The sequence below is a fragment of the Wolbachia endosymbiont (group B) of Athalia cordata genome, from assembly GCF_947251845.1.
Classification (GTDB): domain Bacteria; phylum Pseudomonadota; class Alphaproteobacteria; order Rickettsiales; family Anaplasmataceae; genus Wolbachia.
This window is the reverse complement of sequence record NZ_OX366383.1, coordinates 598,195-612,304: the sequence shown is the minus strand read 5'-3', so window position 1 is coordinate 612,304 and position 14,110 is coordinate 598,195. Positions and strand designations below refer to the sequence as shown.

Sequence of the window (14,110 nt, the reverse complement as noted above, 5' to 3'; positions counted from 1 at the left end):
GTTTTTTGCTAACATTAAAACAATTCACTTAAAAAACTGAGAAGACCATTAAAATATTTTTTTACTTTTTATTCTATATATTTCAACATATTACCTTTAAGTACTAATAATTATGGCATTATTGATAGTTGAGTCGCCGGCAAAGGCAAAGACGATAGGTAAATATTTGAGTAAAGAATTCAAAGTGGCTGCATCCTTTGGCCACGTCAGAGATCTGCCAGCGAAAAATGGTTCTGTTGATCCTGATAATGACTTTACCATGAAGTATGAGATTATTGAAAAAGCAGAAAAGTATGTAAAAGAGTTAGTCAAGGAAGCTAGTAAAACATCAGATATATACCTTGCAACAGATCCAGACAGAGAAGGAGAAGCAATAGCTTGGAATGTGATAGAGGCACTAAAGGAAAGAAAAGCAATCAATGATGAAAGCAACATTCATAGAGTAGTCTTTAACGAAATAACAAAAAGAGCAGTGCAAGAAGCTATAAAAAATCCACGTGAAATTAATATGGACTTAGTGCGTGCACAGCAAGCACGCAGAGCTTTGGATTATCTAGTTGGATTTAGCTTGTCACCGCTGCTGTGGACAAAATTGTCGGGAAGCAAATCTGCAGGGCGAGTGCAGTCTGTTGCATTAAAGCTTATATGCGAACGAGAAAATGAAATCAGTAAGTTTATAACACAGGAGTATTGGAGCATAAAGGCAGAAATGCAAAATAGCAAAGATGAGGCTTTTTTTGCTATGCTAAGCCACTATGACAATAAAAAGCTAGAAAAATTTGATATTAAGAATGAAGAAGAGGCAAAGAACTTAGTCAGGGAGATCGAGTCAAGGCAATATGCTGTAAGCACAGTAGAACGCAAGCAAGTTAAGAGAAACCCGCTTCCTCCATTTATCACCTCAAGTCTTCAGCAAGATGCAGTGAATAAACTGTATTTTAATGTGAAAAATGTTATGCGAGTAGCGCAAAATTTATATGAAGGTATCAATATTGGTGGTGAAACCGTAGGGTTGATAACTTACATGCGTACAGATGGGTTTCATATTGCAGATGAGGCTATAAACTCAATCAGGGGATCAATTAAGTCATTATATGGTGATAAATATTTACCGCAGTCTCCTCGTAAATATGTAAAAAAGGTCAAAAATGCTCAAGAAGCACATGAAGCAATCCGGCCAACTGATATTAATAGAACGCCGGGTAGTATTAAGGATTACTTAACGCCAGAGCAATTTAAATTGTACGATTTAATCTGGAAAAGAACCATCGCAAGTCAAATGGAATCGGCGATTCTTGATCAAGTGGTAGTTGGAATTAGTTCTATTGACCAGAAAGTGATTCTGCGAGCAAGTGGATCAAGTATATTCTTTGATGGTTTTTATAAAGTCTATCAAGATAACATGGAAGCCGAAAATGAAGGCCTGCTACCTGCCATGAAGGAAGAGGAAGCGTGCAAGTTGATTTCTGTTGATCCGAAACAGCACTTTACTCAACCGCCACCTCGTTATGGTGAAGCGAGTATAGTAAAAAAAATGGAAGAAGTCGGTATAGGTCGCCCATCAACTTATGCAACAATTATTTCGGTATTACAAGATCGTGAATATGTTTCATTGGATAACAAAAGATTTATTCCAAGCAGCCGCGGTAAGATCGTGACTATATTTTTGGAAACTTTTTTTCAGCGTTGTGTAGAGTATGACTTTACAGCACAAATGGAAGAAAGGCTTGATTCAATCTCAAATGGACATGCAGATTGGAAAAAAGAACTAGGCTATTTTTGGGTGCCATTTTTTAATCATGTAAATTCTGTTAAGCAAATGACACATGATGAGATTTTTAGTGGTATTCATGATTTGGTAGTCAATTGGTTTTGCTCAGAGGAAGGAAAGGAAGAAATAGGTAAAAAATGTCCTAATTGCTCTGGTGGTATATTGAAATTAAATTTTGGAAAAGCCGGTGTGTTTCTTGGATGTTCTAACTATCCTGCATGCAATCATACAAAAGAAATTACGGGCAGTAATGACAATTCAGAATATCCAAAAAGTTTGGGTATAGATGATGTGACAGGCCAAGAGGTAATGATCAAAAAAGGTCCTTTTGGACTTTATCTGGAGTTTAATAGTGAGTCAGAAAAGAAAAAAAAGATTTCTGTACCAAAAGATATAAATGTTAATGATATTGATCTAAATACCGCCACTCGATTACTTTCCCTGCCGAAAATAATCGGAGAGCACCCTGAAACTGGAAAAGAAGTAAAAATAGGTCTTGGACGATTTGGGTACTATATTCTCTATGATGGTCGATACTTTTCTCTTAAAAAAAGCTCTAAGGAGGTATTAGACACACAATTAAACGAAGCTATACAAATTATTGAGAGCAGCCCACGCAAAGAGCTAAAATCTCTTGGTTTTAATGAAAAGGGAAAAGAAGTTTTTATCTGCAACGGTAGGTACGGATTCTATATAAAATGCGGTAAAACAAACGTTGCTTTGGGCAAGAATGCAGATATTGAAAGTATAGATCTGAAGAAAGCCTTAGAGTTAATTAAGAATAAAAAATAGACTCCTTGCATAACTACTCTTTATATGTTCTTTATTGTTGTTCCAGCGCTACACGCTGGAACTGAGAAAAAAAGAGCCTGAATTACAAGAAAGAAAATATTCAGATAACGAGAAAGTTGTCACCTGGTTAGCAGCTACAGTCGTGTGACGCAGACGTGCTACCAGGAAAATAGTCTCTATCAGAGTTAAGCTTTGCTTGCAAAATGAAAAGTAAGACCAGCTTCTATACCGTGTGTGTGAAAAAAGCCATTCTGTATGGTAGTAGTCATTTTATTATCACCTGTTTGTTGAGCCATTTTGTTTGTTTTAGCATCCAACTTTAAAGTTTCCGGTTTGTATTCACTGCTACCAATAACACCAAAACCTCTATATCCGATATGCATATTTACATCTTCATTTATATGATAATCAAAGCCAGCCTTTAATTGACCTGCAGGTCTTATTGACGATTTTTCAAACATTGTCATTCTTGTTGCACCAACTCCAATACCAACGTAAGGAGAAAAAGAAAAACTATCACTTTTCCAATGATGATAAACATTTGCCATTACAGATATGTTCTCAATTTTGTCATGGTGAATAATTGATCCATATTGATTGCCGCCTTCTGTGTACGATATTGTCATCTGGCCGCTTGTTAAACGAATATTATCCACTTTCACTGAAGAATACATTCCTTCTAATTCAGCTCTATAGCTATTATTACCTAATTCCCCTGTATAACCAAGTGCTACATTTGCAGCAAAAGGTGGATTATAATCTCCTTCATACTTGTTTAGTAGCTGACCTTCTGTACTCTGAGCACCCCTGTCATTTACAGATACCTTATTGGCATCTGTAGCATCTTTACTTCCAATTTTTGCTTTCAACTTACCAAAGTTCAAATATTGACCGTAATATCTAGTACCAAAGTAAAATCCTTCCGTTTCACTTGCAAAAGATTGTTGTGACAACAATAAAGCAAGTGCTGTAACTGCTAATGTTTTTTTACTCATCATGACTATTCCTCTAGTTAAAATAGCTAATCTAGTACTAATTAATTAAAAATGATTTAATATGAAAAAACTAATTATTTTCTAAGCTAAAAAATAGGTAAAATTAACCTCTATCCTCGATTTTATTGCCGTCTAGTTTGTCCTCATCTTCAAATTCATCATCATCGTCAAATTCATCCTTACTGTCTTCATCATCAAACCCATCATCGTCTTCCTCATCATCAAAACCATCACCACCTTCAAATTTATCATCAATATCCTCGTCTTCAAATCCATCTTCAATCTCTGGCTCATCGTATACTGCATCTTCAGTTTTAGCTTCAACAGGATAATCAGCATCTTCAATAGCATTACTCTCTTCTTCATTACTAATCTTATCTTTGTTAGCAGCAGAAAAGACCTTGTTTGGATCATATGGCTCTTGTGTAGGCACACGTGTTGGTTTAATCAGCCTTCTTGTGAATGTGCTATCACTATAGTACAAAATTTTCTTTGACTTAATTGGATAAGTCGATTCTATCAAAATTATTTGATCATCACGTGGCAGCATAATAATTTCTTGAGGTAAGAGCAATGCTCTCTGTATTTCAGAGATATGCAATGATCTTGATGCAGGATTCAAGTCTAAAAATTTAGGTTTGTTTAATGATTCTTGTTGTACAGTTTTGTTTCCTATAAGCTGAGATATCAAATTAGCCGTTTCAATATTATTGGCTGCAAAAGTTATTCTATAGGTTGAGTTTGATAAAAAGGAGTTCATTCCTGCTTCTTCATATATTCCTTTAAGCTGTTCAGTATCTTGAACAATTAAAAATAACCTTACTCGATAGCCACGAAAGTATGCGATGCCCGTTTGAAATTGCTCCATTTTTCCAAGTGTTGGAAACTCATCCATTAAAAATAATACGCCGTAAGGCTCGTCATCCGATGGCAATTTTCTACATAAAAACTCAGTTGCCTGTTGGTAAAAAACCTGCATTAAAGGCCTGAGCCTAGTTAAGTTATCAGGAGTTAAACCAACATAAACTGTAGTTTTCTTCCTTTTAAAATCCAAAATATTAAAATCACTTGATGCAGTTGCAGTATCGATCAATGGGTTTGCCCACAATTCAAGAGACGAGTTCATAGTTGACACAACACCTGATCTTTCTTTGTCAGCCTTTTGCAAAAAAGCTGCTATGTTCATATACGCTACCGGATGTATTATTTTACCCATTGTGTCCAAAACTACAGCAAGATTGTAAACTACGTCATCGCTACGCATCGTACGCACAACCTCACCAAAAGATTTAACTTTCTCTGGTGCAGCAAGTAAATATAGTACCACCCCAACAAATAAGCTTCTTGCTTCGTTTTGCCAAAAATCTTGTTCAGGCATGATTAGGTTAGCTATTTTTTGCACATCGTCAACCATCTGTCCAGGTTTTTCACTAATCCATTCCAGTGGATTATAACAATGGCTTACCCCATCTGGCTGCGCTGGGTTCCATACATATACTTTTTGTCCTTGTCGCTCTCGCCAACCACTTGTTATTTCATAGTTTTCTAATTTTATATCATGCACAATTACCGAATCATTCCAAAATAACAAATTAGGAATTACAAAACCAACACCTTTACCAGAGCCTGTAGGTGCAAAGAGCAACGCATGCTGAAACCCATCAGCAATAAAATATCCTCTCTTATCTTTACCAAGCAATAGACCTTTTTTGCTTCTTAATCCCGCTTTTCGTATGTCTTTCTCTGATGCCCACTGTGAATCTCCATGAAGTGATTCTTTCTTTTTAAATGGCCGCCACTCAATTAGTCTTTCTCTCACATTCCACAAAATAATCATCAAAACAATTTGAGGCAGTAGAGAAGATACAACTAATTTAATTTTGAGCTCAAAGCTATATAGCTCTGGATGATGCCAACAATATTGTATATGATCAAAAATTGTCGGCCAGAGAGCTTGAGGAAAAGGTGTCAAGCTAGGATTAATTGCTCTAAAATCTACACCATCTGGACCGTCAACAAACAGGTAGAATAATATACCAGACAAATAGAAGCAAAATTCAAGTATGCTAAAAGATACTACACCTCCTATGAGAATATTGCGTAGGTGATTTCCATTACTCATAAACTACTTTTTCTTAACTTACGTATAAATTTAAGTATTTTCATTTGAAGATCTAGTAAATAATATCTCAGAAATGCTTCTTTTGCCTCCACTGGTTCTTTTTAGCTGAATAACAATATCAATTACATTTCTAATGTATGGTATGATCTGATCTGGGGGAATTCCAAGATTTGCTTGCATAACCATAAGTTTTATTTGCTCAAGAGCCATTGCCGGACTATCCGCATGAAGAGTTGATATTGACCCTGGGTGGCCAGTGTTTATTGCTCTAAGAAAACTAAAAGCTTCTGCTCCACGCAGCTCACCAACTATTATTCTATCTGGTCTTAAACGTAAACATGCCTCTATCAAATCTTGAGTGGTCACTTTTGCCCTGCCTTGCCCTCCTTTAGAAGCAATTAAATGTACTTTATTGGGATGATCATTCAAAACTATCTCTCTTGCATCTTCAACAGTAATAATTCTTTCTTCAGATGGAATAGCACGCAAAGTAGCATTAGTAAAAGTGGTTTTACCAGTGGAAGTTCCACCACTAATTATGATATTTTTCTTATTTATTACAGCATATTCTAAAAACTCTTTTATTTTTTTTTGTTTCAGTAGCAAATCTAGGTGACGATCTACTGGATTATTGGTCACTCCTATAACAGTTTCAGAAAAAGCCCCCATTTTTTCATAATCATCCAATGCCAATTGCATAGAAGAAGGTTTACGAATTGAAATGACTACTTTATCAGGCTCACATGCTGGAGGAAACACTATCTGTATACGATAACCATTTGGTAATGTAGCTGAAAGCAGCGGTGTCTCTTCGCTCAGTTTTTGTTCTGTAGCTTGAGCAATCAACCTGCTAAGAGATTTTAAATGATTAAGATCAAATATTTCTAACTTTTCGCATCTTATTTCACCGCGATTTTCAATCCATACTTCCTTCGGTTTATTTATTGATATTTCATTTACACCTTCCTCTTGAAATATCCCTTGTAATGGCTCCAAGTATGTATCAAGTGCAGCATAGTTCATTTCAGTTATTTAATATTGACTGTGGAGGAAATACTATATCTTGGTTAACAAATACTTTCAATGCAGTTCCTTGATTAACATAAATAGTTGGTTTTTTATCTACACTCCTATCAACTATATCTCGCATGTCTTTGGAAAAATCATTAATTGATTTTTCAATTGCACTTTCATAAACTGACTTACTTTTTTTCTGAATTTGCTTTAATAATGCCTTCACATCTTCTAAAGTAATAGGGATATCCTCTTCAGTAACTTTTTGACCTGCAAGTGCTGTGCTTAGAACCTTCGCGATCTCTTCTTTCATGATCTCAAATAAATTTTGCTCGCTAGAAGCATCTTGAATTCTACTAATAGCTCTAGGACCTAATTTCCATTCTTCTTTTTTAACGGCTTTAATTGCTGTTTTAATATCACCTTCCCCCAATCCATTTACAATCACTTCTTTGAAAGAGAAAATGTCTATTTCAGTGCCAATGATAGATTTTGCTGCGTCCATAACAGTTAACACATCGACAATATTAGAAGCCTTTTGTCCTATAATAGCTGAGCCAATTGAGATACTGGCAAGTGCTACTGAAGAAAACAACGCACTTGCTATTTTATTATCAACTATTCCAGCTATCCCTGCCCTTCCAATCTCATCGGTACCAGATGATGCAATAGCAACATCTATACCATGAGGAAGAATGATCCTATTCCAATTTATGTTCACGCGGGCTTTTGCAACATTTGAGTCGAATGAATAACCACCTATTAACCTTGAACCTTTTGGTATTAAAATTGTCTCACCAGTTTCTGCATAAACGTCTCTACTAACAACAGCACGGAGCATTCCTTGTAAGTCAGAACTTATTGCAGTTTCAAGAATAGCGTCAATAACTTTACCTTGAATAATCATTAAACCAAGCTTTCCTACTTTGGTAGCTTTGCTCGATTGTGCTGAGGTATTGGATAAAACAGCATCTGTAGCTTTACCTTCCCCACTACTACCTGAAATTGCTAACATTTGTGCACTACGTCTGTCTCTAGGATAACCGCCACCCCCTATTGTAGGAAATGAAGTAGGCAAATTGCTAATAACATTACCAGAAGGAAAATTTTGCTTTGGTAAAAAAGGTATATTTGACAAGGGAATTTCTTTTATTTGCTCTTCTTTTTTTGTCACTTCCTCTTTTTTGATTTGTTTTACTTCTGGTATGACTTGTGGAATAGGAAGAGGAGGTAAGGGTGGCAAGAGATCAGTTACTACTCTTTCGGAAACTATTGCATTATCTGGAACTTGTTCTAACTTTCCTTTCAATTCTTGAATGTTTTGCTTTGTTTCCTCTTTTTTAACAATCTCTGGACCCTCTTTATTAGAAGGACTAAAATAAAGATAGTACACTCCACCAACTAAGAGCGCTACCATAACTATCATCAATGCCTTATAACCTTGATTAGAGCCAACTGTTACTACCTTGCTTTCTATCTCTGATTCATCTTCTACACTATTATGCCTTTCTTTACTCATATTATATGTACCACAACTAAAGTGACCTATTTATAACTTCAACTTCACTACCTTCATAACGCATTAATAGCTTTTTATGTACTCCTTTTATTACAACATAATCATCAAATAACAGCCTTTTACAGGATTCGCCTTCTATAAAAATCTGAGGAATTTTATTACTATTTCTAAACTTTAAATAGGTTAAATAACCATCATCGAATAACTCAATTGGAACTATATCTACGTTACCACCTTCATCAATATATGTATAGTTGTACCTCGTATTATTTTCTTGTATTATTTTTTCTGGCTTTTCTGTAATGTATTGCATTTGAGTAGGTAAAGAAACCTCATCTAAATCAACATCAAATTCATCTTCTTCTTGAGGATAATAAAAACGTATTACGTAAGATATATCCTTTTCAACGGAATAATCATGATCCACTTTTTTAGCATCAGCATCTGGGTATTTATCGTAATTTGGTCTTGAAATTAGATCAAAAATGTAATTTCTCTTTTTAGTTGTCGTAATAATCATGTTAGTGCGACTACTGACTTCAAATGGCATGACAAGCAGTTTATTATCATAAGGATTAATTTTCCAACTTGATGCATCACCAACAGCAATATTTTTGACTTTTTCCCCTTCTGCAAACTCAATATAAGAATAGTAACCTTGACTAAAAATTACTGTAAACACCTCATTAGGGCTATATACAAAAGTCTTTATTCTACTATCTACAGAAATAGGTTTATTATTAATAGATGCATTTAAGTTGCCACTTATTAGTAAAGCTAAAACTAACAATATCCTACACATATTCATCATCTACTCTATATGAAATAACTTGAAACCCTAACGGGTTAATATATCTTTGCTGATCATTCATTTCAAGCGATGCATATTTATACGACATCACAACTATCTTATTTTTCCTTGAGGAATTTCCATCTTTTCGTGTAAATTCTATAGAAAATCTCACTTGAAGAGCATCATTACCTAATTTTTGAATTGAACGAATTTTCAACTCACCTTTAGCATCTGAATATAAATTAAAAAGGTCATTCATATTCTGCGATTTTATATAATTGCTAAATTCACTATATACACTAGGCGAAGAAAACAACCTTACTTTTGTATAATAATTATAATTATAATTATATGGGTCAAAAACCTCCCTTGCTTTTATATACTCTGAAATAAAATAATCGTTCAGCGTTTCATTTGCAGAATATTGTTTTACTGTAACAGGATCAACCAATTGCACTATGCCTGACTTTTTATCAATTTCTATAACGAATGGCTCAATAGTGCTACTTGTGCTAATTTTAAATATAGCTAATATGCTTATAGAAATTGCAACTAGTAATATTAATGTAAATAAAAGTAAAGTATTTCTCTGAGCAACAACTGTGCTATAGCGACTTGAATTCCAATTTATATCCTTATCCAATGACTCATTACTTTTTTCTTGTTTTAAAAATTTCAGCATCTCAATATTCTTAAAAATCTTAACTTATATTAATTAACATAGCAAGCTAACAAAGTAGTTATAACAAAAAAGCTAATAAACCCTTAATCCATGGCCTAACTTGCCAAATTTTGTTTCCATATATGAATCATTATATTCATTGCGTTCCATAATAAGTGGTATACACTTTGTAACTTCTATACCGTTATTTTTCAACTCTGATAACTTTCTACCATTGTTTGTAAGTAATTGTATTTTGTTAATGTTCAATTTCTTAAGTATTTTAGCTGCAACAGCAAAGCTCCTTTCATCATCTTCAAAACCCAATACTCTATTTGCATCAACAGTATCAAGATTATATTTTCTTTGCATACTGTATGCTCTTAACTTATTAGTTAAACCAATGCCTCTCCCATCTTGCATCAAGTATAATATAATGCCATTCCCAAAGTCGGTCATTATTTGAATCGCTTGATGTAACTGGCTTCTGCAATCACATGATAAGCTGTCTAATAAGTCTCCTGTATAGCATGAAGAATGGATTCTCACTAATGGCTCATTATCTTTATCTGGATTGCCAATTATAATTGCATAATGTTCTCTTCCGCCACTTTTGGTTCTATAAGATATGATATCTACTTCTTGAGTCTGTTTTAAAAATAATGATGTTTTGCACACTTCATACACACTATGATTTTGTTGAAAATCATTCACAAGTAACGTATTTAGTGCAATAATGTCATTTTCTTCACACCAATTTCGCATTTCATGTTTATTCTCAAAAGTCATATCAGCCACTAACGCGTATGGCAATAATTCTGAGAACTTAAGCAAGGCAACAGCATACGCATCTATTGTCTTTGAGCATTGCAACTCTTTTATCCAATCTTCCTTTGAACAGTTTATTAAATGGAGCAGTTCATCAAAATTGCTTATCAACAGACGTTTGCTACTATGTTCTTTACTCTGACATATGTATTTTACCTTACTTGCAGTCAAAGTAACATACACATTACCTGATATAAGCTTATATTGACTAAATAAATTTTTTTCTAAAGTTTCAGCAGCAGCAAACAATAGATAGTTATTTTCATCATCATATATTAAAATTGGAAGACCACGCCTGACTTCACTGATGGCCCTTTCTACTTTATTTCTACTTTGATTTCCTATAAACATTTCACCTACACCAAACAACTTGGTGCGGTCGAGAAGACTTGAACTTCCAAGGCTTTGTGAGCCACAGCGACCTCAACGCTGCGTGTCTACCAATTCCACCACGACCGCACTTTATTCTAGTTTCTATATAATTACTTTAAATTACTTAATCATTTTAGGATTTTTCATCTAAAGTGTCAATCTGATACTAGGATAATTTAGGAAATGCCTGTATAATTTAACTATGAATTTTATGGTTACAAACTTTAATCATTTAAGATAATCTTAATACTAATTCTTAATTTAGGTTTTTATACAAATGAAAGTAGCTAATATCTTCATTTTTTTAATTCTATCTCTTACAATTAGCTTTCACTCTAATCATGCACAAATATTGTACACATGGTCTCAAATCATTCCAGAAAATAAATTAAGCATACGTGCGATTATAGACAATAACATGTGTCCCATTGCTTACGTCGATAATAAGGCAGTAGAAATGCTAAGTCGCAGCTCAATTAACAATACCGAAACAGTTTGTGAACTGATAGTAGAAACAAATGCTCAAAACATTAGTATTGACAATATAAAAGTTCCCGTATTAGCGGAAAAGATCAGCAAAATTGCCTTCATTGGCGATACAGGATGTAGAATAAATATGTTATTTCAGCAAGAATGTAATTCTGTAGATAACTGGCCTTTGAAAAAAAATTTAGATTCAATCGCTTTTCATAAACCAGATTTAATTATCCATGTTGGTGATTATCATTATAGACAAACAAAATGTAGAAACACAAAAAAGTGCAGCGATATTTATGGATATAGCAAAGAAGCTTGGTACGCTGATTGGTTTGAGCCTGCAAAAGATATTTTAACACAATCTCCTTTTCTTTTTGTTCGTGGAAATCATGAGAGTTGTAATAGAGCTTATGAAGGATGGTTCAGATATTTAGATTCATACCCCTTTTTCCCTCAAAAATGTGAAGATCTTATTTCCAGTTGGTTCTTAGATGCTGGGCCGATGAAGTTTTTTATCTTCGACTCTTCATCCGGTGAGGAAATTTTTACAACCCAAAGCACAGTTGATGCTTTTGAGAGGCAGTTTGATAAATTGATACAAGATAAGCCCACGTGGTTTTTGACTCATAAACCACTTTGGAGATCTCCAAAAAAAGAATTTTTGACATTAAAAAGCCATGGTAATCTTACACAAATTGAAGCTTTTGGAGATAAATTTCCAAGCAATGTTACTACCATAGTTTCTGGCCACATTCATATAGCCCAGATTTTATTAATGGATAATGTTCCAGATCAGATTATAGTTGGAAACGGCGGTGCATTATTACACGCTCAAGATCAAGAACCTGTTTATCAAAACGTAGAATTTAACTATCCAAATAGTAGAAATTACTTAGCACACGAAGTTAGAAACTTTTTCGGCTTTGGCTTTGCAATATTAGGTTTAGACGATCACAAATTTACTTTCTATAACCAAGATAATAAGGAAATGTATTCTGCAAACCTAACGAAAGACTTTAAACTTAAAACAAATTAAAATTAGGACTATTTGTTGTTATCGATTACTGACCTTACCGAGAAAAAGTAGAGAAGTAGAAATGTGAGTTGACAAAATAAGAGAAATATAGTATATTAATGGTAGTAAGAGTATTTAAAATTAATTATGCCAGTAGCAGTAAATACACCAGATAACATACAAAGAATGTCGAAATTTAAAAAGGCAAGAGATATTTTACTAGCCCCTGTGAGATGGCTAGTCATTGGTTTAGCTGTAGTATTACTCATAGCATTTATTGTTTTTGTCATAGCGTTAATTCTAGTTGCTCAAGCATTGGGTAAGCTATATCTTCTTGCAGGAGGCAAATTACCAGAATGGTTAGAGCAAAGAACTGAAGCATTTATGGAGGCAGTGCGTGTCCCACAAACAACGCATGATACTAATGTAAATGATGCAATTAATATTAACGTTCAAAAGCTAAAAGAAAACTATGGCGAGCCTGATGTTGATGATAAGTTTATAGAGGAAATAAAAGGATTTATTGATCAGTTAGAGTGTATAGCAAATGGTACACAAAAAGCTGTGGATAAAGATCAACTCACAGAAGATGAGAAAAAACATGCACTTAAGTGCTTGGAGCGTATAAAAAACAACCCTGATACACATAGTGGAAGCGGATTAACATTGAAGCAAGTTTTAAATTTGGTTTGGAAAGCTTGTAAAGATGAAAATAAAAAAAGTGCTGATGATAATATAGATATTAATACCCGCATATCACAGAGAAAATATCAACTGGTTAAACATTTAGTAGAATCGCAAACAGAATATGGAGTACTTGTTGGCAGTGCATGTTTTACTGGTACCTTTAACAGTATTGTCTCTTCCTTGTACACTTTTGAAGAATTTTTCTTCTTGCAAAGAGCGGATAAGGCTACTGTAAAACAAGAGTTTGAAAATGATCTACAAAAAAAAGGTGAAGAATTATTTAATCGGCTTTCCAATGATAAAGAAAAAAAAGAAGTTGCAGAAGCTTTAAGTAATCCTTCTACACATTTCTTTATTAGCTTTATAGAATCATTTAAAAATCACTCTGCACGTGCAGTTTTAGGCGATAAAAGATGTGATGAACTAATAAAAGAGCATTTTGGTAATCTTCAATATAAACCAACAATATCTTGCTTTATAAAGTAATCACTTAACTAACGGCAAAGTGATACCATGTTGATTCATATATTTTCCTTTCATATCATCATATGACTTCTCACACTCACTTTCGCCGCTTAAAAACACAAATTGGCATGCACCTTCATTAGCGTAAATTTTTGCAGGAAGTGGAGTAGTGTTCGAGAATTCAAGTGTGACGTGACCTTCCCATCCAGGTTCTAAAGGTGTGACGTTCACTATGATACCACATCTTGCATAAGTTGATTTGCCAACACAAATTACTAGTACATTCCTTGGTATACGAAAATACTCCACTGTGCTGGCAAGCACAAAACTATTTGGTGGAATTATACATACATCTGTTTCCTTATCTATGAAACTATTCTCAGAAAAATTCTTGGGGTCTACAATAGCTGAATTAACATTAGTAAAAACCTTAAACTTATTATCTACTCTCGCATCATATCCATAAGACGATAATCCGAAAGATACAACACCCTTACTGCTTTTATGATTCACAAAAGGTTCTATCATTCTAGAGTTTTCAGCCTTTTCCCTTATCCATTTATCTGGCATAACTGCCATAATTGTCCTTTAAAGTTTTG

At 34.1% G+C, this 14,110-nt stretch carries 11 protein-coding genes and 1 tRNA gene; 3 read left to right on the top strand and 9 right to left on the bottom strand.

Annotated features, from left to right (window positions below; genetic code table 11):
• The first annotated feature begins 112 nt into the window (after positions 1-112).
• Positions 113-2,563 (top strand): type I DNA topoisomerase, encoded by a 2,451-nt coding sequence (gene topA, locus OPR30_RS02885; protein ID WP_265031073.1) that lies wholly within the window; start codon positions 113-115, stop codon positions 2,561-2,563.
• A gap of 185 nt (positions 2,564-2,748) precedes the next feature.
• Here topA and OPR30_RS02880 read toward each other — a convergent pair whose 3' ends face one another.
• From OPR30_RS02880 to OPR30_RS02845, 8 genes are all read right to left on the bottom strand, one after another.
• A complete protein-coding gene (locus tag OPR30_RS02880) occupies positions 2,749-3,561 on the bottom strand; it encodes a P44/Msp2 family outer membrane protein (protein ID WP_265031072.1) in 813 nt (270 codons plus the stop codon).
• Positions 3,562-3,661: 100 nt separating this feature from the next.
• Entirely contained in the window at positions 3,662-5,680 is a 2,019-nt protein-coding gene (locus OPR30_RS02875) for a type IV secretory system conjugative DNA transfer family protein (protein ID WP_265031071.1), read from the bottom strand.
• 30 nt (positions 5,681-5,710) lie between these two features.
• A complete protein-coding gene (gene virB11, locus OPR30_RS02870) occupies positions 5,711-6,703 on the bottom strand; it encodes a P-type DNA transfer ATPase VirB11 (protein ID WP_264375372.1) in 993 nt (330 codons plus the stop codon).
• A gap of 1 nt (position 6,704) precedes the next feature.
• A complete protein-coding gene (locus tag OPR30_RS02865; protein WP_265031070.1) occupies positions 6,705-8,213 on the bottom strand; it encodes a TrbI/VirB10 family protein in 1,509 nt (502 codons plus the stop codon).
• A 16-nt stretch (positions 8,214-8,229) separates the two neighbouring features.
• The gene (gene virB9 / locus OPR30_RS02860) at positions 8,230-9,021 is read right to left on the bottom strand and encodes a P-type conjugative transfer protein VirB9 (RefSeq protein WP_254230093.1); all 792 of its coding nucleotides are present in this window, start codon (positions 9,019-9,021) and stop codon (positions 8,230-8,232) included.
• Positions 9,008-9,688 (bottom strand): VirB8 family type IV secretion system protein, encoded by a 681-nt coding sequence (locus OPR30_RS02855; protein ID WP_007302609.1) that lies wholly within the window; start codon positions 9,686-9,688, stop codon positions 9,008-9,010. The genes virB9 and OPR30_RS02855 overlap by 14 nt, the downstream gene beginning before the upstream one ends.
• 72 nt (positions 9,689-9,760) lie before the next feature.
• Positions 9,761-10,846: a GTP cyclohydrolase II gene (locus tag OPR30_RS02850; protein WP_264375374.1), complete on the bottom strand. Its 1,086-nt coding sequence runs from the start codon at positions 10,844-10,846 to the stop codon at positions 9,761-9,763.
• Positions 10,847-10,866: 20 nt separating this feature from the next.
• A tRNA-Leu gene (locus OPR30_RS02845) sits at positions 10,867-10,954 on the bottom strand.
• A gap of 190 nt (positions 10,955-11,144) precedes the next feature.
• Here OPR30_RS02845 and OPR30_RS02840 point away from each other — a divergent pair.
• Positions 11,145-12,380: a metallophosphoesterase family protein gene (locus OPR30_RS02840; protein ID WP_265031069.1), complete on the top strand. Its 1,236-nt coding sequence runs from the start codon at positions 11,145-11,147 to the stop codon at positions 12,378-12,380.
• Positions 12,381-12,506: 126 nt separating this feature from the next.
• Entirely contained in the window at positions 12,507-13,532 is a 1,026-nt protein-coding gene (locus OPR30_RS02835) for a hypothetical protein (protein ID WP_265031068.1), read from the top strand.
• Here the strand turns inward: OPR30_RS02835 and dcd are convergent, their stop codons facing one another.
• Entirely contained in the window at positions 13,533-14,090 is a 558-nt protein-coding gene (dcd, locus tag OPR30_RS02830; RefSeq protein ID WP_007302605.1) for a dCTP deaminase, read from the bottom strand.
• Positions 14,091-14,110: the final 20 nt, after the last annotated feature.